The following is a 22627-nucleotide window of genomic DNA, read 5'->3' on the forward strand; positions in this document are numbered from 1 at the left end:
CACGGACTTTTCTTTTTTTACCCAACCCCCATGTTATTTTGAGAACTGATACTATTTAAAGTTTATTTTTTCTAGTTTAGTTATTTGTATACAAGTATTTTTTATTGTGCCTTTTTTGGTCTTTTTGATGTATTTAGAATCACATATTTTTTGCAGTTATTATTATTTCTTTTCCCTTGATTTTGTCTATTAATATGTCTTTTGTTTGTTGTATTTGATCTGAGAATTCTATTTGAATAGTTCCTGTTTTTTCTTTTATTTGATCTTCATATTTTTTTATATGTTCTTGTAATTCTTTGTCTGTTTGAATTTTTAGTGTGATTTTATCTTGTTTTTTTAGTTCCATGTTTTTTCTTAAAACTTGTATTCTTCTCATCGTTTCTCTTGCGTAGCCTTCAGGCATCATTTCTTTATCTAGTTCTTTTTTTAGATACGTTAACACGTATTTTGATTCTCCTAACACATATTCTGTTGCAGGTTTTATTGTTATTGTAAAGTGCGTTTTCTTCAGTTCGTATTTACCTAGAATTATAGTATCTTTACCTTCTATTAATTGATGGTTTATTTTGTCTTGGTTTTGTTTTATTTGTACAGCGACATCCCCTGTTTCTTGTCCGTAGTCTTCGCCTAATGCTTTAAAATTTGTTTTTATTTCGTATTCTTTTGGGCCTTCTTTTTCTATTATTTGTTTTGTATTCGTCGCTCTTTTTATCACTGAGTTTAGCTCTTTTAGTGCTTTTTTGTGAAGTTCACTTTTTGTTTCTATAATTATTTCTTTTATAGGCCATCTTATACCTATGTTTGCTTGATCTCTTGCGGCCAATATTGTTCCTATTATTTCGTTTGCTGCATCAAATATTTCTTCTAAGTGTTCATTAGCATAATTATTTAGTTCTGTTTTTTCTTCTTCTATAATTCCTGGAATTTTTTCTAAGTGTACTGAGTCTTTTAGTTCTAAATCTAAATTTTGCAATTCGTCTTTTATGTTTTTATATATCGCGTCAGATATATGAGGGCTTATTGGCGCAATTATCCTTATTATTAGGTTTGTTGCTCTGTATAATATTGAAAGGGGAAGCTTATCATCTTCTAGTCTTTCTCTTATAAGCTGTATGTATGTTCTGCTTAAATCGTTTATTATTAATTTATTCAGAGCTCTTCCTGCTAAGTGTAGTTTGAATTGTTCATAATAATCTTTTAATTCTTGTATTGTACTTGCGATTCTTGAGAGTATCCATTGGTCTTCCTGTAATAAATTTTCTTTTTCTAAATTAGCATTTAACTGGTAGTTTGGGTTTAATTCTTTTTCTGCTTGTATTTGAGTAATTAATAATTTGTGTAAATTCCATAATATGCTGTGCACTTTGCTTGTTTCTCTTTGCACAGTCTCAGGATTGAATTTTGCAAGACTTGCTGGGTCTATGTCTGAACAATAGTAGAATCTTATGTTGTCTGCGCCGTAATCATCTATTCCTTCTTCTGCAGATATAAAATTTCCTAGTGATTTTGATAGTTTTTCACCATCTTTATCTACCACCCATGCAGGCATACTTATTGTTTTATATGGTGCTTTATCAAAGGTTGCTACACCACAAAACATTAAAGAGTAAAACCAACCTCTAACTTGATCTTGTGACTCATTTATTCTATTTACAGGATAGTGTTTTTCAAATAATTCTTTGTTTTCAAATGGGTAGTGAAATGCTGCAAATGGAGCTGAACCTGAATCAAACCATACATCAAATATGTCTCCTATAAGACTTAGTTCTTTTCCTTCTTTAGATTTTATTTTTATTTCTGATACAGTATGTAAATCATAGTTTTCAGGCAATTTTTTTCCTAGTTCTTCTTCTAATTCTTGTTTGGAGCCGATTACTTTTAGATATCCATCTTCTGATTTCCATATGGGTATTGGTATTCCCCAAAATCTTTGTCTTGAAAAGTTCCAGTCTTCCGCATTAGCAACCCATGAATAGAATCTTTCTCCTGCAAAGTCTGGTTGCCAGCGCACATTTTCATTTGCATCTAACATTTTTTGTTTTATCAAATCTACTTTTAGAAACCATTGGTTGCTCATTCTAAATATTAAAGGCGATTTACATCTCCAACATAATGGGTATGAGTGCGATATTTTATGATTGTACAACATCTTTCCGCTGATTTTTAAATCTTCTATTATTTGGTCGTCGGCGTCTTTAACAAATTTTCCTTGATATATTCCTGCATCTTCTGTGAATTTGCATTGATCATCTAATGGGCTTATCTCTGGTAAATTATAGTGTTGTCCAATGATATTATCCGTTTTCCCATGGCCTGGTGCGCAGTGCACTATTCCAGTTCCTTCATCTACGCTTACAAATTCTTCGAATATTTCGCCTGCTTTTTTCCCTAGTTTAGCTGCGAGTTTAGCATTTAGTCTTTCTTTTAATATTGGAATAGACATGTACACTTTTAATGCATTAGGGTTTTTTTGTAATTCTTTTTGCGTTGGCACATCCAGCAAGGGTTCATATTCTAGACCTTCTAGTTTTTTTCCTTTAAAGGTTTCTATTATGTTGTAATTTATTTTTAGATCATCTAATAATTTTACTAGATTTTTTGCAATTATTAAATTTCCTTGTTGTGTTTTTACTTTAACATATTCCGCGTCAGGTTTTGCTACTAAAACTACATTTGCAGGTAATGTCCACGGCGTTGTTGTGAATACGAGCAAATGATCATTTTCCATATTTTTTACTTTAAATTTCACTATTATTAATGGGTCTTCTTTATCTGCGTATGAATCTGTTGTTTCGTATCCTGCAAGTGCAGTTTCACATTTAGGACACCAAAACACTGGTTTTTTTCCTTCGTAAACCATTCCTTTTTCCCACATTTTCTTAAAAGACCACCAAACGCTCTCTAAATAATTATTATCATACGTAATATATGGTGTTTTCCAAGAATACCAGGAGCCCAACTTATCATATGTTCTTATCCACACATCTTTGTATTCTGTTGCAACTTCTTTACAACTATTACAAAAGTTTTTTATTCCTAATTCTTTAATATCTTTTTTTGACTTTAGTTCTAATTTTTTTTCTACAACATTTTCTATTGGTAAACCATGAGTGTCAAAACCTGGTTGAAATAATACTTTTTGACCTTTCATAAATGCAAGTCTTATGTAAAAGTCTTTGTATACAGTGTTTCTTATATGTCCTATATGAGGAACATTATTTGCGTAAGGCGGGCCATCTAATAAAAAATAGGGTTCTCCTTTCGCGTTTTGTTCATTAAGTTTTTGAAGCAAACCTATTTTTTTCCAGTATTCCCTAATTTGTTTTTCAATTTCTTTATGTTCGTATTTTCCGATCAAATTTACACCTTATCCATCATGATTTTTCAATCATTTATAAGAATTTCTCTTAAAATTGACTTAGTTTGTGTCTTCATATAATTCTTTTGCCGTTGCAACTACTGAGCCTTGAACTACTTTTGGAAGAGTTTCTCCGCTACCAGTAGCAATATAAGTTACAACAATATCAATTTTAACTTTATCTCCTTTCTTAAAATCACTAGAAAATCCGCAACTGATTTCTTCAGTATTTCCGGCAGGAATTAAAGTTTTATCTTCATTCACAATTTCTTCATTATCAGAAATACATTTCATTTGAACAATTAGCAAAGATGAACCCAAAGCGCTTTCTAAAGACAAATCAAGACTACTCTCCATTACTTGCGCATCCCTACAAATAATAGCTTCCGAAAAAGTGCAAGTATTAGGAACCACATCTGTTGGAGAAACAATAAAAATATAAGACAAATAACCTATAACGCCGACAAATACCATAAAAGCCCAACCATACGTAGTTAAGAATTCGAGAGCTGCCTGCGCTTTTTTCATATTTTAACACCTAAGTTTCAAAAAAAAATTATTAAAAAAAGTAAAAAAATAAAATATTTATTCTGCAATTGTTTGAGTTATTGTTCCTGTAGCGCTATGATCGAATCTTCCAGAAGCTTTACTATAAATTAATTCAAAGCCCAATTTTTCTTTACTTCCTTCTGAGAAGCCAGCTGCAGCAGTATTTATTTTAGCTCCTAAAGTAAAAGAGTTTCCATCTGGAACAGCTTCATCTCCTGAACAACTACACGTTTCTCCTATTGCAGTTGCAGGTCTAGCACCAACCTCATACTCAGTTCCAGATATGTTAATCCACGTATCTGCATCATTAGTCTTGTTTAATATTGATCCTGCTGACTGCTTAACTTCAAATCCTACGACGTAAATTGGCTCTCCCATATTATTAACTGCACTTATCATTATTGATTCATTAGACACAAATGTATCTCTACAGCTAAAACCACTAGTAATAGCACACTGATCAGGAATCAGATTCTGAGGATTCAGCACCCCAAAATAAGCCAGTGCACCAATCATAACCAAAATCACCATAAAAGCCCAACCATACGTTGTCAAGAATTCAAGGGCAGCTTGCCCTTTTCTTCTTAAATTTAAGGTTTTTCTTATCATTTTTATTGCACCGTCTGAGTTATTGTTCCGGTTGCCTTATGAGGGAATTCTCCTGATGATTTTACATATGTGATTTCAAATCCCAACTTTTCTTTTGAACCAGATGTAAGAACTGCAGTAACTGGCGCTGTTATCGTAAATTCATTACCATCATTAACAGTACCAGTTGGAAGTGTTGGCGTATCTATGATGGTTCCTGTTGATTGAGATGCATCAAAACCTGTAATGCTTATAGTTTCGCCCATGTTATTAACCACCAATAAGCTAATAGTTGTTGTATTCAATAATGTATCTCTACAGCTAAAACCACTAGTAATAGCACACTGATCAGGAATCAGGTTCTGAGGATTCAGCACCCCAAAATAAGCCAGTGCACCAATCATAACCAAAATCACCATAAAAGCCCAACCATACGTTGTCAAGAATTCTAAGGCAGCTTGCCCTCTTTTCATTTTTTTAAACATTGTCCGTTTCACCTCTCAAACATACATGTATATGAGTATACAATCCAAAATCCTATTCTGCATTATTTAAATCTTTCGAATTTTTTTGTTGTTTGAAGTTCTTAGTATTTATTTGTTTAGCAAATTTTTTAAGTAATAGTTGATTCTGTAGTGGATTTGGAGGTCGTATTATGAGTTTTGAATTTGAAAAAAGTATTGTTGAAAAAAATTTTGAAGGTGTTCTTGGTCAAATTGAAGTTAAAAAACAGTTAAAGGCCAGTATTTTGATGAGACGCCACACTCTAATTGTAGGTCCGCCTGGAATTGGCAAGACCACGTTAGTTAAGAGTTTAGCTAAAATGTTACCTGAAATTAATAAAGATGGAAGTCATATGCCTGCTCCATTTATTAGAGTTCAAGGAAGCCCAGATCTTACTGCAGAAGATTTAATAGGAGATATTGACCCTATAAAAGCCATTGAATTTGGACCTTTGAGTCCTCAGGCATTTAGTCCTGGTAAGATTTTTAAGGCTGATAAAGGAATATTGTTTTTTGACGAAGTTAATAGGTGTTCTGAAAAGTTACAGAATGCTCTACTTCAGGCTTTAGAAGAAAGAAAAGTAACTATTGGTAGTTATGATGTTGATTTAGATGCAGATTTTGTTTTTATTGGAACTATGAATCCTGAAGAGTCAAGTACTGAACCTTTAAGCGACGTTTTTCTTGATAGGTTTGATCTTATTTATATGAAGCCTCCTGAGTCTCAAGAGCTAGAAGAAGAAATTGTTTCTTTGAAAGGTCAAAAGCTCATCCATGTGAATCCTCAAATTGTTAGGGCATTAGTTCATTTTATCAGATTGCTGAGAAATTCTAAAGATTTGGAAAAACATCCTAGTGTCAGAGCAACTCTAGGGGTTTATGAGAGATCTCAAAGTTTAGCATTTTTAAATAAACAAACAGAAGTTACTATAAAGAATATTCAAGAAGCATTGATTAATGTTTTAAGCCATAGAATTAGATTAAAACCTTCTATTAAATATTTGAAGTCTAATTCTGATTTTATTTCCGAGAGGTTCGCTGAGTTTTGTGATCAGTATCATGTATCGCAAGACGGAGGAAGTCCCTAATAGGAATCATGAAGACATAGACGAGCAGTCTTTAAGTGAAGATAGCGCGGATACATCTGTAACTAAAAAAGAAAAAGAGGATGAATTGCAAGGCAAATTAAGCAAGGATAATCGTGATGATAAATTATTACATAGTAAATTAAATGTTGATAAACAAAAAATTGATGAAGCTCGTGTTTTAACAGACGCTTTGAATAATAATATTAGTTCTTTTACACCTGATTTGGCCTATGAAAAAATGGTGAATAATTATAATAATGCTAAACAATTGTTTGGACCTACATTAATTCGTGAATTAAGCGGATACGACCCTAATTATGTTGAGAAAAATATTAACATTCCTGAATTTCAAAGAGAATTGAAAGACAGGATTAAAAATAACATTGATAAATTAAAAAAAGATGGTTTGCTAAATAAAGAAGGAGATATTTCTGAGGAAGGATATGAATTTGCTGCTCTTTCAATTTTGAATGAATATTTAGATAATCTTGAAACTCAAGGATATTATGGAAAAAAAGAAAGTAAGAAACTTAATATGTTTGGAGAACGCGAAGATTTTAGAGAATATAAGCAAGGAGATAGGTATAAAGATTTAGCGTTAAAACAAACTCTTAAAAGAACGATTAGACGAAAACATAAAGAAATTTTGAAAAAAGATGTTGTTATTAATGATCGTAAAGCTACTGGCAAATTAGATATTGTTTATTTGATTGATGCTTCTGGAAGTATGAAGGGAGATAAGATAAAAGTTGCAAAAAAAGCAGGCATTGCTCTTGCTTATTCTGCTATAAAAAATAAAGATTCTGTGGGATTAGTTGTTTTTGGAAGTGAAATTGATGAAGAGCTTCCTTTAGGAAATGATTTTTTGCTTTTTGCAAAAAGTTTGAATAAGATTAGAACAAAAGGAGAAACAGATATTGCGCAAGGGATTAAGCACAGCTTGAAACTATTTTCTTCTAATAAAACGACCAAGCACGTTGTTGTTTTAAGTGATGCTTTGCAAACTACAGGTAAAAAGCCCGAAAAAGAAGTGATGGAAGCAGTTTCTATGTTAACAAACAGCAATATTTCTGTTAGTTTAGTGGGTATTAGTTTAAATGAAAAAGGAGAGATTATGGCTAAAAATATTGTTGATTTAAGTGGTGGAAGATTGTATTTAGTCAAAACCTTAGATACTGTTGATCAAATTGTTCTAGAAGATTATTATTCGACAAAAAGTCAATTCTGATCAAATATTATTATTTTCGAATCTCTTTTTTTCTTTGAATGTAAAGTGTCAAGACAAACTTCTAGATCTTCATAAGATATTTCGTGAAGCCCTGTTAGAGGATCCATTATTTTTATTGAGTTTTCCTGAAGTCCATATAAAACTACGTATTGAGAGTTACTAGCAGACTTTCTGAATACTCCTGCATTTAAACGGGCGATAAGTAATTTATTTTGCTTTAGTAAATTTATTATTGTTTTTGAGTCTATTTGTTTTTCTTCTATTTCTATTCCTTGATTTATTGCTTTTGTGTAGAATATTTTTGATAATTTTTCCGCAGTTTCTATTTCTATTTTTTTATATCCTTTAAATCTATAATCTGGATAATCAAAGCTTTTGCTACTAACAATTATTTTTGGAAAAAATCCTTTTTGTTTCGAGTATAATGCTAGGCCATATATACTGCTTGCTCTTGTTGGCAAATTAGCAGAAGAAGCCCAGATTTCTAATTCATGTTCTTCAGAGAGTTCATAATCAGAATTTAATTTGTGAAGAACCATTAACAAGCTTGATGCTGCACACGTATATTCAGTAGTTTGTTTGTAATACTTCATTTTGGTTCTTAATAGATTCTAGTTTATATAGTTTTAGCAAAAAAATTTTTAAATTAGCGATTTCATTAATTTTTAATGGATAAAAAAGGTGGCGCCGGAGCAGTAATATTTACTATTATTGTTTTGGTTATTCTTTTATTTTTAGGAGCTTATGGTTATAAGTGGCTTATTCATGGTTCTGAAGTTATGGATTCTGGCATAACAACTGAATCTGCGCTTCAAAGAGCAAATCAAAATAATCCGTTTACCGCTCCTGAAAAAATTCAAATAAATTCTGGTGGTGAAAAACAAGTAGCCATAGGAATTTTTAATGAGCAAATGATGATATTAAATAGTGTTAATTTTAGAATTGTTGGTTGTGAAGCATTCAATCCCAGTTTAAGCTATGTTGCTCAACCAGTCAATGGCAGGGAATCCGCAGGTTTTGTTTCTACATTAACAATTTCTGAATATGAACTTGGCGAGTATTCTTGTAAATTAGAAGCGTTGACTTTGGGAGTTGATAATTCTGAGAAAATTCTTCATTCTAAAGATATAATCATTGCAATAGCATGATAAAAGAACATTGAATTAAATAGTATGATTTGAATTAAAAAGAGCACTATGAAGTCTTCTAAGTTTTTTGTTGGAAAATATGTTTTTGTTTGTGACAAACAGATTTACTAAAAATGCAGAGTTTTGATAGTTATGCTTCAAGTCGTGTTTCTTTTGATTTTCTTAAAATTGACAATTAAAGTTTACATAATGATCTTAAAAAGAGAAAATTATAAAAAATAATCATTATTTTTGTTATGAGGGTGAACTTATGAAAGAATTAAATGCAGAAAATTTTAAAGATTTTGTTAAAGAAGGAAATGTCATCGTTGATTTTTGGGCTGAATGGTGCGGTCCTTGTAGAATGCTAGGACCCATATTTGAAGAATTAAGTAAAGAAATTAAAAATGTTAAATTTGCGAAATTAAATGTTGATGAAGCTGGAGAAATAAGTGCTTCAGCAGGCGTTAGAGGAATTCCGACAATGATTTTATTCAAAGATGGTAATGAAATTGATAGAATTGTTGGGGCTTTGTCCAAAGATGCTTTGAAAAGCAAGTTAACTTCTGCATTTAACTAAAATGTGGATACACAACATAAATCCCGTATTGCTTCAGATAGGCTTTTTAGAAATTAGGTATTATGGCCTTGTTTATGCTCTGGGTTTTTTATTTGCTTATTTTTATATAAGATATTTAGCTGTGCATAACAAAATAAAAAATTTGAATAAAGAAAACACGGACACATTCATTATATATATAATCATAGGCAGCATTCTAGGAGCTAGGCTTCTTGATTTTGTCTTTTTTTATCCTCACATCATCATTCAGGATCCTTTTGAATTGTTTCGCATATGGAACGGTGGAATGAGTATTCATGGAGGTATAATAGGCGCCATGATTTCTGGGTACTTTTTTTGTAGAAAACACAAGGTAAGTTTTTTTAGAATGGCAGATGTTTCTATGATTCCTTTAATGCTGACTCTTGGTTTTGGAAGACTTGCTAATTTTATTAATGGCGAATTGTGGGGCAGAGTGTCTAATTCGAATATTTGTGTTAATTATGAATCTTCTCAATACATTGTTAATCCTCCGAATGGTTGCAGGCACCCTTATCAAATATATGCTAGTTTAAAAAATTTTTTTGTGTTTGGAATAACTTATTGGATGAGTCTGTTTGATAAACTTAAAGAAGGAACTGTATTTTTCTCATCTATAATTTTTTATAGTGTGGGTAGATTTATTTTAGATTTTTACCGTGATGATCCATTGATTTTACTAGGGTTGACAATGGGGCAAATTCTGTGCGTGATTTTTTTTATTGTATCGGTCTTTGCTTTGTTAAGAATTTATAAAAAGATTTAAAAATAAGAAGTGCGCATTTAATTTTAGAGGTGAAGAATTGTTAAATAGACTTCTTAGAGATGGACCAGTTTTAATAATTAATTTAAAAACTTATGACAAAGGGACTTCAATTGATGCACTTAAAGTAGCTGTTGCAGCAGAAAGAGCTGCAGAAAAAACTGGAAAAAAAGTTATTTTAGCAGCTCAACCAACAGACATTTTATTGATAACTAACAAAACTAAAATTCCTGTTATTGCTCAGCATATTGATTGTTTTGAACAAGGAGCACATACAGGAAGCATTTCTGCTGAAGCCGTGTTAAGAGCAGGAGCTATAGGTACTTTACTTAATCATTCTGAAAAACAAATTTCTAAAGAGGATATTGCTAAAACAATGAAAATTTGTAAGAGTCATGGTTTATTCGTTGTTCTTTGTGCAGATACTCCCGAACATGCATATGAATTATCCAAGAACACCCCTAATTTTATTGCTATTGAACCTCCTGAATTAATTGGAACTGGAAAAAGCATTAGTGAAGTTGAGCCGGAGTTGATTGATAAAACTATTCGTTTAGTTAGTAAAAATTGTGATTCTCCTGTGATTTGTGGTGCGGGAGTAAGCACTAAAAAAGATGTTATTGAGGCATTTAAGCATGGAGTAAAAGGCATATTGGTTTCTAGTGCTGTCGTTAAAAGCGATAATCCTTACAATACAATTTTAGAATTATTAGCTGGTTTTTAGTCATTATTTTTTTGTTATGTATATTAGAGAATTTTTTTCTAGTAAAGAGTCTCTTGTTTCAAAATCAAAATATTCTGCCGTAACTTTTATTGTGCTTTGTCCTAAAGGAAATTCTTTTAAATTTAACATTATGGGTCTAGAAATTGCGTTTTTTGAATCTACAGTTATATTTTCTAAGTTTAGTCCCGCCGTATAGTTTCCTTCAAAATCAATTTCTCCAGAATACATTATTTTATTCGCAGTTATTGAAACATTTACTTTTTTATTTAAAATATTTCTCACACCAACATACACGATCTCGTGTTCTTCTCCTCTTATAATTATACTTGCAGGAGATACAAATAGAGGAGTTCCGTCATCTGCTGCAAGTCTTACTTTTTCTTCTAAATCTTTATCAATTTTTTCTAACCAGTCGCCGCCCTTTGAAGTTATACTTTTAAATATTCCAATTCCTGCTCCAAACACTAATATCGCCAGAACTATTGCAACTATTGCATTTATTGACATTTCAATTGCTTTTTTATTCATAGAAAATAACACCTAAAAAAAAACAGTTTTAGTATTTTTTAAAAGCCAAATTTTTTGATACTATGCTTGTTATTAATGTAAAAAACAAGCCACCCACTAGGGTTAATATTAAGCCTAACAATATCTCTTGATTTTTGTCAAACAACAAGTATATTCCAATCAGTGTTGCAATTGTACCTATCCATAGGAATTTGTCAAATACTAGTTTAAATAATTCGAATTCTTCTTCTTTTGTGAGTTGTCTTTTTTGTTTATGAATTTTTACTACCATTTTTTCACCTTAGTTCATTATTTCTACTTCAATTTGTTCAGTCTCTAAAATCCCCTTTAATCCTTCCGCTTTTATTTCACATACATATACTCCTTCACTTGCTTTCATAAAAACTGTTACTGTAAACCCTGCTTTTTGCCCATTTGTCACATCTTGAGGTAAACTTTGAATGGTAAAATTTTCTACTCCAACTGCAGGCACACAATTACCCGCGGTTATTGTAACATTTTCTTCTGGACTATCTTTAGCATTATAGAATCCTACAGGCACATTAGTGCTTTTTCCACTTTTTATTCTTAATACGCCTTCTTCAAGCACTAAGGGGTCAAGTCTTGTTGGTTGTTTTCCAAAATCTTCAATATCAAATGCACCTATAAGTTTGTTTTCTCCTTCATTAAAGAATGTTCTTATAAAACTTACTCCGGCACCTATTAAAACCATTGCTATAACTAGAACAACAATTGTGCTTATACCTAGTTGTAAAGCTGCTTTTTTATTCATGTGTGAAACACCTCTTTTTGTAATTCTGATTATCATAAATCGATATCTTTCTTTATAAATGTTTTTATAATTTAGTCGAGGACGTAAGCAAATTGAGTTGTTTTTTAATGACTATTTACAAAAGACAAAGCAAAACACAAGATATTTTTATTTTTTGAAGCTTTATAATCTATTTCTTATCCTTTAGTCTTATTCTTTAAAAGTTTTGTTTTTTATTCTTTTTTTTATTATTGGATTATCTGTCATTACGTGATTGACTATTTTATTTTTTTTGACTAAATCTTTGTAGTCAAATAAAAGCATACAGTTTTCACAGTGGTATTTGTATTTAAAGTTCCCACTAACAGTTCCATTACATATCGGACAAGCCTCTTCGTATTTTTTTATATACATTTGTTGTTTTAAGATGTTTTCTTTTTTAAATATTGTGTGATTATCTGATGTGTCCCAAATATCTATATTACCTAGAGTTCAATTGAGAAAAATACAATGTAAAACACGTTAAAGATCTTTGTTTCTTAGTAAAAAACTTAAGACTGCAAAGCAGCTAACAATACTTTGCAATACGAAAATTAAAGACATAGAACACAACCCGTGATTATCAGTAGGGTTTTGTTCTAAGTTATTTTGCATCCTGACCAAGTTTAAAAACCCATATTGCAAGAACAAAACATAAACTATATAAATAAAAAGAAACAGGTTGTATTATTTCAGGGGGTTTTTACATGGAAGAAGATATGCAGTTAGGAGGGAACATAAGATTGTCTGGTTTTAATGTTCTTGAAAAGCCGGAAGTTGTTGTAGTGAAAAAGATAGTTGGAAGTTATGCAAGAAAATTCTCAGATAATTTGCAAGGTTATGAAGCTTTGGAATTACATTTAAAAGAGGTTCATAAAACTGAAGGTTCAGAAAAATACGAGTTACATGGAAAAGTTGTTTTTGAAGGAAAAGTTGAAGCGACAGAAATAACCGAGAGAAATATATTTGTGGCAGTGGATACTGTACTTAAAAAGCTAGAAACCATTTTGTTAAAGAATTAAAGGATTAATCAAAAAACACGACATTTAACGATATTTAAGTGGATTCTTTGAAATTTTGAAGCGCATTTTGAGTTAAAAGTGCATTTTTGTGTTTAAACACATATTAGTTGACTTATAGAAAAAAGAAAAAAAATTAATGAAACACTAATGAAAACTGTAATAAAAATTTGCTGAAATAATCTCTATCTTCATATTAAAAGGTGAAGTTTTAACGATTGTTTCTTAATCACAAATTTTTGAACATACGAAGCAAAACACCATTTATATCGATCTTGAATGACAGATAATCCAATAAAAAAAAGAATAAAAAATTTAATTTTTGCTTTTAGAAGTTTCTAAAGGTTCTTTGGGAGTAGTTTCTGTTTTAGTTTCTTTTGGTTCTGTTTTTTCAAGTGTTGGTTTTGAATTTTCTTTCGGCTCTGTTTTAGTTTTTTCGTCAGTCTTTTTTTCCGTAGATTTTTCTTTTATTTCTTTTTCTTCGGATTTAGGACTTTTTTCTTTTTTGTCTATTTTCGCCTCAAGTTTATCTTTCAAAGTTTTTGGTTCTTCTTTTTTGGTTTGAACTTTTTCAACTTTGTATTCAAATCCTTCTAGTTCTACTAAAACACTATTATCTTTCTTTTTTGCTTTAACAGTTACTTTCCCAGGCGGATTTTTAATTCCATTAGCCCATATTTTCTCATTTAGCATAGGTCCTATTTTGACATCTTCTAACTTAGTGTGCTTAATGATGTATGCTTTTAGTGCATGTATCGCCCTTTTTGCTCTTCTGTGACGTGGAACCTTGACAAATTCTCTTCTTAAGGGAATTGTATATGTTGCTTCATCTTTCATATTTAATCACCTTAAACTCTTAGCTTGGTTCTTCGCCAGCTTCTTTTTGTTTCTGTGTGTCTTCCTGGATGAACTCTTCTTCCCGTACCATATATTTTTGGGACAGTCCAAAAAGGCGCCCATCTTGTTCTTCTATTAGCAGCAATTAGTCTTAATTTTCTTGCAATATGTATGAATTTTGCCATTTTCAAGCATCCTCCTTTTTAACATCTTTGGAAGCATTAATAACCAATTTGATGCCGTTTTTCGTAATTTTTCTGCCTTTGTGAACTCCTACGCTTGTTTGTTCTATTAATTTTGAGAATTCAAGCTGTTGTAGAATCTTTCTAATGATATTTCCAGAAGCAACAACGAATTTTTCGGGTTTAACACCTCTATTTTTTCGACTTCCATATTTTACTCTTAGTTTTGATACTCCAACTGGTCCAAGTTCTTGAACCTTTAGTAAAATGCTTGCAGCTCTAATCTGCCACCAATCATCCCTTAATGGAGGTCTTTGTTTTGCATTTCCTGTTTTTACAAATTTTGCCCATTCTGGGGGCTGACATGTTTCTTTTAGCTCCTTTGCTAGAGCTTCAACCAATTTATAGTGATTGACATCTTTCATAGTTATCGCTCCGTTTGTATATATAACTCTTTTAATCCTCTAAACCAATATAAAGAAAAGACGGGCCCTTTAAAAAAATTATGTTTTTGAAAATGGAGTATTAAGTTCAATTAATTTTAAAAATCGGACTAATATTCTTTGTTTATAACGCTTAGGAAGGTATTTTGTTGGCAATGACACCTCAATTTATTTCCAGCATTTACCTTCCTTTTTTCTTTTTGTTAATAAAAAGATAAATCTTTATAAATGAAAGGTTATTCTGTATTTATATTGATTGGTTGATGTGGCGAGTTTCTTCGCTGAAAACCTGAAAATGATAAGAATGGAGGATGTATTATGGGATATCTAAAATACGTTAAGAAGTTATGGAATGAAAAGTCTGATGAGTTTAATGCTTTGATGAAGGAACGAAAAATCCTTTGGAGAAAAGAACCTACTACTATAAGAATTGAGAGACCTACTAGAATTGATAGAGCTAGAAGTCTTGGTTGGAAGCCTAAAAAGGGTTTTTTAGTTGTTAGACAAAAAGTTCTTAGAGGAGGTAGACAAAGACCTCATGATTTGGGCGGACGAAAAACTGCTAATAGTGGTATGAAAAAAGTAGTTTCTAAGTCATATCAAGTTGTAGCTGAAGAGAGAGCTTCTTCTAAATATCCTAATTGCGAAGTTCTGAATAGTTATTTTGTTGCAAAAGATGGTAAAAATGCTTGGTACGAAGTAATTTTGGTTGATAGATCTAGTCCTGACGTGTTTTTGAATAGGAATACTGCTTGGGCAAGAGATACTTTTGGTAGGGTTCAGCGTGGTTTGACAAGTGCTGGAAGAAAAAGTAGAGGTCTGCGGAAGAAAGGCATGGGTTCTGAAAAAACTAGGCCTAGTTCTAAAGCTAATAAAGGAAGACATTAATTTTTGTTACAAAAATACAAAAGGCAAGGCTTTTTTATACATTATTTTTGTATTTTACTAATTTTTATATATTTCTTATTATTTCTCTTTTTATGATTGAAAACGCTATTAAATCTGTTTTGAATGATGTTAATGCATTAGTTTTAGTTGATATTAGTGATGGTTTTGGATATTGCCGGGATAAACATAGCACTAATATGTATTTTTTGCAAGAATTGTCGAATGTGGCTGATGAGTTAAATATTAAAATATATTCAAATAATAGACGTTCACATCCTGTAAATTATAAAGACACGGTTAATATGCTTAGAGTTTCTAAAAATTGGGTTAATATAGAAGATCATAATTTTGAAAAAAATTGGCGAGTTGATTGAAATTCATTCTAAAATAAACAGAGAAAATATGACGCTTGGCTTTGGAGGAAGTGTGTACAATGGTTGTGTTAGGAGGCATTTATATGCTACGTGTGATGAAAAAATAGAATTTTTAGATTCTGATTATTATGAAAATATAGAAAAGATTAGAATAATAAAAATCGCTGCTCCAAGTCTATCTCCGCCCTAAATGCACAGAAACAAAGTTTCTGGCATGCCAAAAATCAAAGATTTTTGAGCAGGACGGAGTATTACGACTCAGTCGCTTATCGCGATTTTCAGATTGCGTACTATCGACCTAAATGCACAGAAACAAAGTTTCTGGCATGCCAAAAATCAAAGATTTTTGTGCAGGTCGGGGTATTAAACCCCCTTCGCTAGCGCGCAATAAATAAATTGTTTAAAAAAGGCATATTATTAGATGAATTAACTAATAGAGTAACGAGCAGTTTTGCATTTAATAATCACTTTCAAAAAGAGCTAGTGAATAAATACAATATTGTTTTTGATTAGTTTTCTTCTTTTATCATTTCGTTTTCTGAATTGTAAATTACTTCTCTGTATCTTGTTATTTCGGTTCCGTTTGGCCTTACAGTTTTAAACCTATGAACTAGTATGTCATACATATTATTACCCCCTAACAACAGTTTATTGGTGTTTGGGATTTATATGTTTAATTGAAGAAAAAAAGGTTTTTTGTTAAAAGTTTATTTTCGTAAAGATTGTTAATGTTGTTTATTAGTTTTTTATTTGCACTTTTTTTTATTTTTTTATTTGTTTAACACTTTTAGCGTTTTTAGAATTCTCTATTTAATTTTGGTGGTTGTACAAATAAGTAGTGTTTTTCTAGTCCTTCTAGTTCTTGAACTATTCTTTTTGCTATGACTTTTTCAGGATCAGGCATTAGTTTTACTCTTTTTTTGATATCTTCAAAGCTTTCAAAATCTTTTTCTTCTCTTTGTTCAACTATTTCTTTCATGTGTTTTTTTCCTACTCCTGGCAACAATTCAAAGGTGTGTATTCTTGTATTTATAGGATTTGCTGTGTTGAAGAATTTTACAAACCTTTGTTCTTCTTTTTTTATTATTTTGTTCACTGTTGTTTCTAGCTCTGCTCTTCCTGTGCTTGTCAATTTTTGAAAATCTAATTTTCCATTTATATGATGTATTTTTTCTCTTTTATCTTGTCCTATGTATACTTCTTCATGGGGTTGTAAGAATACGCCTTTTTTTGGTACTAGTTCTAATAATGTGAAGTGGTTTGTGCCTATAGCTTGCGCTATACTTGTTTTTAGATGTATTGGTTTTCTGTCAGATGCATATCCGTTTAAAAGAAAGTCTAGCACTATTGCTGTTTCTTCTCTTTTTCTATCAATCATTTTTCCCCCAAATTTTATTCATTTAAATGTTTTTTAGTTAAATATCGAGTTTCAAGTATTTAAACTTTGTTATTTTTCGTTTAAGAATTCTTTTACTGCATCTATTATTTTTGATTTGTTCTCTTTTGTCACTGTTAGTGTATATCCTTGAAGTAAGACGTCTAGTTCTGGCACTGACTTTGGTAAGAAGTCTAATACTTTGATTATGTGTTCTGGTTTGAATCTTGGTATATTTAGATTTTCTAGGTTCTTTTTTAATTCATCGTGTTTTTTTTTGGAAAGTGTAGAAAATTGGTTCGTGTATTCTAGTGTTTTGTTGCCCCTATAGTTTAGTTCTCCATCTCTTTTGTGTGCAGTTTCTAGTTCTTTTTTTGTTTCCAAAATAGTTATCGGGGTTTTTTCTATTATTTGTGCTTTGCTCATTTTAGTTGCCTTTTATTTCTAGATGTATTGGGTGAACTATTAGTGTTTTCTGTTTATCCATATCTGTTATTTTAACTTCGTAACATTCACCTTTTTTGCTTATTATAGTTCCTGTTTTTCCTGCGAATCTTGGGTGGTATAGTCCTTTTAGCATAGATGGTTCTATTAGTAAATTAACTTTTTGTCCTTCTTTGTATTCTGTAAGTATTTTTCTTATGCTTGTTTTTCCTTTGTCTCTTGAGGATTTAGTAAATATTGTTCTTTTACTTCTTCTTGATCCACCTTTTCTAGCCATATTTACACCTTATTTTTTCTTTTTATCGTCTTTTGGAACTAGTTTGTTTATTATTTCTTCAGGTAATTTTGCTTCTGCTAATGCTTTTCTTTTTTCTTCTGAAGTTTTATCTTTTAGTTCTTCTATGATTTTTTTAGCTTGTATTTCAAATTGTGTTCTTTTTGCTTCTAGTTCTGCTTGCATTGTTTTCTTTTCATCTTCTAGTTGTTTCTTTTCTTCTGCAGTCAGATCTGTTTTTTCTGATGTTATTTCTTGATCATATTTTCCTTCGTTGATTTGCTTTATTGCATCTATTGCAGGAACTCCTTCTATTTTTACACCCATTGATGCGCAGGTTCCTGCTATTTCTTTTACTCGTTCTTTCATGGTTTTGCCAGTTAATGCATCTTCTTTCATTTTTGCAATTTTGATTATTTGTTCGATTGCAAGATCTGCTACAAAGTCAACCATTGGTTTTCCTGAGCCTTTTTGTATGCCAGATTCTTGTTTTATTAGTGCTGATGCTGGTGGTGTTCCAACAGTTATTTTGTATTCTTTTGTATCTAAATCAGCTATTACTTTTACGGGTACTTGCATTCCTTTGAATTCTGCTGTTTTTTTGTTTATATCTACTACTACTTGGCCTACATTTAGTCCTGTTGGTCCTAAAGCTGGTCCTAGTGGAGGTGCTGCTGTTGCTTTTCCCCCTTCTATTAATACTTCAACTGTTGTGCTTGCCATAATTATCACTTAAGATTATGTAATTGTGGAAATGATGTCTATTTATAAAGGTTTCTAGTGATGTTTGTATAGAATATCTCTTATTTGTTTCCAATTATGCACTGTTTTTATGTTATTTGGAAGAGTTGATTCATTTGAATGGATATTAAATAAATAAAATCTTGTATTTTTGAGTTCTGGAATTATTTTAGAACAAGCAGAATCTTCATAAAGTTCTGTTATTTTTGATAAGGAGTCATCAACATAAATTAGTGGTTTTATTTTTTTAAGCACATCTTTTTTTGATTTATTATTTGTGTTTATTAGAGCTTCAATTTTTATTTCATTTTCTTTTAAATATTCTAATGCAGCTTTAATTTCAGGTCTTTGAACATCATCATATCTTGAGGTTACAATGTAAATATTGTGACCATTAGAATTCATCTCATTTATTGTTTCTTTCACGTATTCGAACAATGGAATTTCGTTCATTTTTTCTATATATAAAGATACAATCATTTCATCATATTCTTTATTTGCTTGTTGTTCTGATAGTTTCTTTTGATTTTGCATTTCAGAAATTATATCTTTCTTTGTTATTGTTTTTTTAGAAATTGAATATCCTTTATTTGTTAAATATTCTTTTTTTAAAGAGAAAGGATTTGTTATAACCCCATCAAAATCTAATGCTATGTTATTTTTTGTATTTAGTTCAATATTTTTAAATTCAAATTCGAAATCTTTATTTTGTATCCAGGCATCTAATGTATCCATATCAAGCTATTAGCCTTTATCATTTATAAATGTTTCGCTACTAAGTAGTAGTTATAGCGCATTTTCTAATTTCCGCTATTAGATAACTTGGCAGTAAAGAAACCTGAAAACACCAAAAACAAGCATTTCAGGAGCTAAAACGCCAATTTATCTCTTGGGCAGATAAACCCTTTTGCACTTGACAAAGGAGCAAGAACGGATTAGAGAATGCGCAAAAAACACACTTAGAACGTGACAAAAACGTTCGCATCCTAAGGCGTAAACTTAGGGTGTGGCAGGCAAAAAAGGAGCGAAGTAACGACTCGCCTTTTTTTATTTTTTACTAGCCACTGGACAGCTTCCAGAAACATTTAAATATCTGTTCAATATATTTTAGCTCAATGGCTAAAAAAAAGAGAGTATATAAAGTAGTAAGTTTATTTTCGGGATGCGGAGGACTAGATTTAGGATTCATTAATGCAGGTTTTGAAGTGGTTTGGGCTAATGATTTTTTTCCTGATGCAGTTAATACTTACAAAAAAAATATAGGTGAACATATAGTTCTTGGTGATATTACAAAAATTCCTAGTTCAGAAATTCCTGACGATTTTGATATTCTCTTAGGCGGATTCCCTTGTCAAGGATTTTCAATTGCAAATAAAAAACGTAGTATGGAAGATGAAAGAAATTTTTTATACAAAGAAATGCTCAGAATAGTCAAAGATAAGAAACCAGCTTTTTTTCTTGCAGAAAATGTAAAAGGATTACTTTCTATGCATAACGGAAAAGTGGTTGAGATGATTATAAATGATTTTAAAGAAATAGGTTATAATGTTGATTATAAAATCTTAAATGCTGCTGATTATGGTGTGCCTCAACAAAGAGAAAGAATTTTAATCATTGGAAACAGATTAGGTGCAAAGAATAAATTCCCTGAACCAACTCATCAAAATATATCAATTAATCAACAACAGCTTGTAGATAAAAAATTAAAACCTCATGTTACTGTAAAAGAAGCTACAGAACATTTAGCTGATTTATGGATTAGTTATAATCCAATTATTAAAGATGGAAGAAAAATACTTAATCATATTGCTAGGACAAATGTTCATGATAAATTTTGGGGAAGAAAACACAAGGTTGATCAACACGAAATTTGTGATTACTTAAAATATTGGAGAAACAAAAAGGGCATTTCAACAAAAAAAGTTGATGAATATTTTGGTTATAAACATACTGCAGGACATTGGTTTAGAAAAGATAATAATTCTGGTAGTATCCCTAATCCTGATGATTGGTGGAAATTAAAAGAATTATTGGGATTTGATAATAAATATGACAAGCAAGTAACCGAATTAGAATTAAAAGAAATTAAATTTGAACAATCTTTAAGAATTAATAACTGGGATAGACCTTCAGATACTATTACTGCAACAGGTCCTGAAATTCATCCTAACAAAAAAAGAAGAATGTCTGTGAGAGAATGTGCAATAATTCAAACATTTCCAGATAATTTTGTATTTGAAGGTAGTTTAGGAAATATGTACAAACAAATAGGAAATGCAGTTCCAGTTCTTTTAGGTGAAAAAGTAGCTCAAGTTATTAAAGAAATTTTGGTGGAAAATGGCAACTGAACAAGAAATGAAAAAAATTGAAGACATGGAATATAAATACTTAAATAAATTCTACCATTTTCTTAAATATGTTGAAGATGAGATGCTTTTTGGGTTTAATACAAAAGAAAAAATAAAAGACGATTGGTTTGAAAAGTATGCTTCTGGAATTTCTAGTTTTGCAGTTGGTGCAGAACGAATTGTTTATTCTTTATTCAACGGAAAAGGAATTGGACAACCAAACTCCGCACCCGTTGGTTCTGATATTTTTTTTGAAACAGAAGATGCGTTTATTCACATTGATCTAAAAACAGTTCAAACGAGAAATATTGGAGATTATACTACGAGTATTTTTGTTGGAAGAAATCAAAATAGTTATACTGGAAAAATGTTAGTTAATGGCAGTCAAGAAAGAGATTATGAAAGTGCATTACCTTCATTTTACAAGAATCAAGGAAATAAAAAAATATGCTTAACATATTTTATTACAATTTTATATGAAGAAGAAAACTTGAAAATTCTTAATATAAATATTGTGTGTATGCCAAATGGAGCTTTAGAACCGCATTATAAGGCAAGAGTTTTAAAAGCAGGTAAAAATCCAGATAAAACTAGATTTAATTTTTCGCAGGTTCCTAATTTTGAATTTTTAGATGGGGAGAAAAAAAGAATAAAAGTGGTTTATTATGATGAGTCCACTTTAGATAAATCTGAAAAGAAAAAAATGAATTTTATTAAATCCATATATGAAAACCAGTAATTTTTCTATTCACTTTTTTTTGACAGCATTACCTTAGTTTTGCCTTTTCTGTCGATATCTGTTTTTTCCGCTTAAAAAATTCACTAAGTAGTGAACCTTGATAAGAGCGATTTTGGGAAATTCGCTATTAAGTTATAGCGCTTAATTATGGCGAATTCTTAGGAATTGCTTAAAAACGCAGAATTCTCTGCTTTTACGGGCTAGTAATACAATGACACGATTATAAATGTTTCGTATTTTAACTACGGAATAGTAATAAAAAATAAGAAAAATTAAAGAGACTTATTCTTCATCTCTTCGTATTACTTTAATAGCGTCCAATTTTAGAGTTATTGGTATTGGTACTGCTGCTTCCAGCAATTCTACAACAACTTCTTCTTTTGCTTTGTCTACTCTTGTTATTTTTGCTTTTTCTCTTTTGAAAGGTCCTGAGATTATTTCTGCAACATCGTTTTTCCTGATGTCTACTTCTTTTTTTGCTTGTTCAAGCATATGTTCTATTTCACTATAAGGTATTTCTCCTCCAAGTATGCCTCGAGAATATGGAACGCCGTACGCTGCTTGTTCTGCGTCGCTTTTGGTTTCTGCTTCTAAGAATATGTATCCTCTCATCCCATGAGGTCTGATTACTGAATATACATCTAGTTTTTTTCTTTGCACATTACTCGATATAAAGCTCATTACTTGGTCTTCTCTATTTGCTGTAACTCTAACTGCAAAAATGTGGGTTGTTATTGTTCCTTTTTCCGTTTTTTTTTCGGATTTTTCTGACTCTCCCATTTCTTTGTCTAGTTCTTTTATTCTTTCTAATTCCACCGCATCTGGCACGTTTTTCTTTAGTATATTTTCTTCCATGATTATCCCTTTATTGTTTTTTTCTACCCCACAACATTAGCACTATTATCGCAATTACTGCAATTATTATTGCCCATTGAAGTCCTAATACTTGTTTGTTGCTTATTATTGTTAGTATTGCCCCTATCAGGCCTATAACTAGTATTCCTAATCCAGATATTAATGCGATTGATTTATATTCTTCTTTTGTCGGTTTTTTTGTTATTCTAAATACTCTTTTGCATTCTTGTATGAATTCCGATGCTTTGCTCATTTTTTATTCTC

31 protein-coding genes are annotated in these 22627 nt (G+C 30.9%); 12 read left to right on the forward strand and 19 right to left on the reverse strand.

The genetic code is table 11. The features are described 5' to 3' along the window. Positions 1–139 precede the first annotated feature (139 nt). From ileS to K9L97_01925, 4 genes are read right to left on the reverse strand one after another with little or no spacing between them, the layout of a single operon-like run. Positions 140–3358: an isoleucine--tRNA ligase gene (gene ileS, locus K9L97_01910; protein MCF7871764.1), complete on the reverse strand. Its 3219-nt coding sequence runs from the start codon at positions 3356–3358 to the stop codon at positions 140–142. Positions 3359–3418: 60 nt separating this feature from the next. Next, on the reverse strand, positions 3419–3886 hold the full coding sequence (locus K9L97_01915) for a hypothetical protein (protein MCF7871765.1): 468 nt from the start codon (positions 3884–3886) through the stop codon (positions 3419–3421). Positions 3887–3943: 57 nt separating this feature from the next. Continuing rightward, positions 3944–4516: a hypothetical protein gene (locus K9L97_01920; GenBank protein MCF7871766.1), complete on the reverse strand. Its 573-nt coding sequence runs from the start codon at positions 4514–4516 to the stop codon at positions 3944–3946. Between the two features lie 2 nt (positions 4517–4518). Continuing rightward, on the reverse strand, positions 4519–4968 hold the full coding sequence (locus tag K9L97_01925) for a hypothetical protein (GenBank protein MCF7871767.1): 450 nt from the start codon (positions 4966–4968) through the stop codon (positions 4519–4521). Between the two features lie 182 nt (positions 4969–5150). Here K9L97_01925 and K9L97_01930 point away from each other — a divergent pair, with 182 nt between their 5' ends. After that, entirely contained in the window at positions 5151–6086 is a 936-nt protein-coding gene (locus tag K9L97_01930; GenBank protein MCF7871768.1) for an AAA family ATPase, read from the forward strand. After that, positions 6058–7314, forward strand: coding sequence for a VWA domain-containing protein (locus K9L97_01935; protein MCF7871769.1), 1257 nt, complete (start codon positions 6058–6060; stop codon positions 7312–7314). The genes K9L97_01930 and K9L97_01935 overlap by 29 nt, the downstream gene beginning before the upstream one ends. Here the strand turns inward: K9L97_01935 and K9L97_01940 are convergent. Continuing rightward, entirely contained in the window at positions 7305–7907 is a 603-nt protein-coding gene (locus K9L97_01940) for a peptidase C39 family protein (protein MCF7871770.1), read from the reverse strand. The two genes, K9L97_01935 and K9L97_01940, sit on opposite strands and share 10 nt — an antisense overlap. 75 nt (positions 7908–7982) lie before the next feature. Here K9L97_01940 and K9L97_01945 point away from each other — a divergent pair, with 75 nt between their 5' ends. The 4 genes from K9L97_01945 to tpiA all read left to right on the forward strand — a co-directional run bounded on the left by K9L97_01945 (position 7983) and on the right by tpiA (position 10526). Beyond that, on the forward strand, positions 7983–8462 hold the full coding sequence (locus tag K9L97_01945; protein ID MCF7871771.1) for a hypothetical protein: 480 nt from the start codon (positions 7983–7985) through the stop codon (positions 8460–8462). Between the two features lie 250 nt (positions 8463–8712). Beyond that, on the forward strand, positions 8713–9021 hold the full coding sequence (trxA, locus tag K9L97_01950; GenBank protein MCF7871772.1) for a thioredoxin: 309 nt from the start codon (positions 8713–8715) through the stop codon (positions 9019–9021). Position 9022: 1 nt separating this feature from the next. Then, a complete protein-coding gene (gene lgt, locus K9L97_01955; GenBank protein MCF7871773.1) occupies positions 9023–9805 on the forward strand; it encodes a prolipoprotein diacylglyceryl transferase in 783 nt (260 codons plus the stop codon). 37 nt (positions 9806–9842) lie between these two features. After that, the gene (gene tpiA / locus K9L97_01960; protein ID MCF7871774.1) at positions 9843–10526 is read left to right on the forward strand and encodes a triose-phosphate isomerase; all 684 of its coding nucleotides are present in this window, start codon (positions 9843–9845) and stop codon (positions 10524–10526) included. Between the two features lie 3 nt (positions 10527–10529). Here tpiA and K9L97_01965 read toward each other — a convergent pair whose 3' ends face one another. From K9L97_01965 to K9L97_01980, 4 genes are all read right to left on the reverse strand, one after another. Beyond that, positions 10530–11054, reverse strand: coding sequence for a hypothetical protein (locus tag K9L97_01965; GenBank protein MCF7871775.1), 525 nt, complete (start codon positions 11052–11054; stop codon positions 10530–10532). Positions 11055–11082: 28 nt separating this feature from the next. Next, complete coding sequence (locus K9L97_01970) at positions 11083–11325, reverse strand: hypothetical protein (GenBank protein MCF7871776.1); 243 nt, start codon at positions 11323–11325, stop codon at positions 11083–11085. Between the two features lie 9 nt (positions 11326–11334). Next, positions 11335–11826 (reverse strand): hypothetical protein, encoded by a 492-nt coding sequence (locus K9L97_01975; protein MCF7871777.1) that lies wholly within the window; start codon positions 11824–11826, stop codon positions 11335–11337. A 189-nt stretch (positions 11827–12015) separates the two neighbouring features. Beyond that, on the reverse strand, positions 12016–12219 hold the full coding sequence (locus K9L97_01980; GenBank protein MCF7871778.1) for a hypothetical protein: 204 nt from the start codon (positions 12217–12219) through the stop codon (positions 12016–12018). Between the two features lie 332 nt (positions 12220–12551). Between K9L97_01980 and K9L97_01985 the strand changes: the two genes are divergently transcribed. Continuing rightward, entirely contained in the window at positions 12552–12866 is a 315-nt protein-coding gene (locus K9L97_01985; GenBank protein ID MCF7871779.1) for a hypothetical protein, read from the forward strand. Positions 12867–13178: 312 nt separating this feature from the next. On the opposite strand, the gene K9L97_01990 is transcribed toward K9L97_01985, so the two are convergent. Genes K9L97_01990 through K9L97_02000 form a run of 3 tightly spaced genes read right to left on the reverse strand, consistent with a single transcriptional unit; the run spans position 13179 to position 14307 of the window. Beyond that, positions 13179–13700: a 50S ribosomal protein L31e gene (locus tag K9L97_01990; protein MCF7871780.1), complete on the reverse strand. Its 522-nt coding sequence runs from the start codon at positions 13698–13700 to the stop codon at positions 13179–13181. A gap of 11 nt (positions 13701–13711) precedes the next feature. Beyond that, positions 13712–13885, reverse strand: coding sequence for a 50S ribosomal protein L39e (rpl39e, locus tag K9L97_01995; protein ID MCF7871781.1), 174 nt, complete (start codon positions 13883–13885; stop codon positions 13712–13714). Between the two features lie 2 nt (positions 13886–13887). After that, positions 13888–14307: a 40S ribosomal protein S19 gene (locus tag K9L97_02000; GenBank protein MCF7871782.1), complete on the reverse strand. Its 420-nt coding sequence runs from the start codon at positions 14305–14307 to the stop codon at positions 13888–13890. 336 nt (positions 14308–14643) lie between these two features. On the opposite strand from K9L97_02000, the gene K9L97_02005 reads away from it, so the two are divergent. From K9L97_02005 to K9L97_02015, 3 genes are all read left to right on the forward strand, one after another. Continuing rightward, positions 14644–15213 carry a 50S ribosomal protein L15e gene (locus K9L97_02005; protein ID MCF7871783.1) on the forward strand — a complete coding sequence of 190 codons (570 nt, stop codon included), beginning with the start codon at positions 14644–14646 and terminating at the stop codon, positions 15211–15213. A 92-nt stretch (positions 15214–15305) separates the two neighbouring features. Beyond that, the gene (locus tag K9L97_02010) at positions 15306–15587 is read left to right on the forward strand and encodes a hypothetical protein (GenBank protein ID MCF7871784.1); all 282 of its coding nucleotides are present in this window, start codon (positions 15306–15308) and stop codon (positions 15585–15587) included. Between the two features lie 28 nt (positions 15588–15615). Beyond that, a complete protein-coding gene (locus tag K9L97_02015) occupies positions 15616–15777 on the forward strand; it encodes a hypothetical protein (GenBank protein ID MCF7871785.1) in 162 nt (53 codons plus the stop codon). 606 nt (positions 15778–16383) lie between these two features. Here K9L97_02015 and K9L97_02020 read toward each other — a convergent pair. The 5 genes from K9L97_02020 to K9L97_02040 form a co-directional block, all read right to left on the reverse strand. Then, positions 16384–16965, reverse strand: a complete 582-nt coding sequence (locus tag K9L97_02020; protein MCF7871786.1) for a DUF655 domain-containing protein — start codon at positions 16963–16965, stop codon at positions 16384–16386. A gap of 69 nt (positions 16966–17034) precedes the next feature. Next, a complete protein-coding gene (locus K9L97_02025; GenBank protein ID MCF7871787.1) occupies positions 17035–17388 on the reverse strand; it encodes a hypothetical protein in 354 nt (117 codons plus the stop codon). A 1-nt stretch (position 17389) separates the two neighbouring features. Continuing rightward, positions 17390–17683 (reverse strand): 50S ribosomal protein L21e, encoded by a 294-nt coding sequence (locus K9L97_02030; protein ID MCF7871788.1) that lies wholly within the window; start codon positions 17681–17683, stop codon positions 17390–17392. A gap of 9 nt (positions 17684–17692) precedes the next feature. Beyond that, a complete protein-coding gene (locus tag K9L97_02035; protein ID MCF7871789.1) occupies positions 17693–18403 on the reverse strand; it encodes a 50S ribosomal protein L11 in 711 nt (236 codons plus the stop codon). A gap of 54 nt (positions 18404–18457) precedes the next feature. Then, positions 18458–19156 (reverse strand): HAD family hydrolase, encoded by a 699-nt coding sequence (locus K9L97_02040; protein MCF7871790.1) that lies wholly within the window; start codon positions 19154–19156, stop codon positions 18458–18460. Between the two features lie 380 nt (positions 19157–19536). On the opposite strand from K9L97_02040, the gene K9L97_02045 reads away from it, so the two are divergent. Both K9L97_02045 and K9L97_02050 read left to right on the forward strand, forming a co-directional pair. Further along, positions 19537–20769, forward strand: a complete 1233-nt coding sequence (locus K9L97_02045) for a DNA cytosine methyltransferase (GenBank protein ID MCF7871791.1) — start codon at positions 19537–19539, stop codon at positions 20767–20769. Next, the gene (locus tag K9L97_02050) at positions 20759–21508 is read left to right on the forward strand and encodes a hypothetical protein (GenBank protein MCF7871792.1); all 750 of its coding nucleotides are present in this window, start codon (positions 20759–20761) and stop codon (positions 21506–21508) included. The genes K9L97_02045 and K9L97_02050 overlap by 11 nt, the downstream gene beginning before the upstream one ends. Positions 21509–21790: 282 nt before the next feature. On the opposite strand, the gene K9L97_02055 is transcribed toward K9L97_02050, so the two are convergent. Both K9L97_02055 and K9L97_02060 read right to left on the reverse strand, forming a co-directional pair. Next, positions 21791–22363, reverse strand: coding sequence for a transcription elongation factor Spt5 (locus K9L97_02055; GenBank protein MCF7871793.1), 573 nt, complete (start codon positions 22361–22363; stop codon positions 21791–21793). A 10-nt stretch (positions 22364–22373) separates the two neighbouring features. Continuing rightward, the gene (locus K9L97_02060) at positions 22374–22616 is read right to left on the reverse strand and encodes a protein translocase SEC61 complex subunit gamma (protein ID MCF7871794.1); all 243 of its coding nucleotides are present in this window, start codon (positions 22614–22616) and stop codon (positions 22374–22376) included. Positions 22617–22627: the final 11 nt, after the last annotated feature.

The organism is Candidatus Woesearchaeota archaeon (assembly GCA_021735165.1).
GTDB lineage: Archaea > Nanobdellota > Nanobdellia > Woesearchaeales > 21-14-0-10-32-9 > JAIPET01.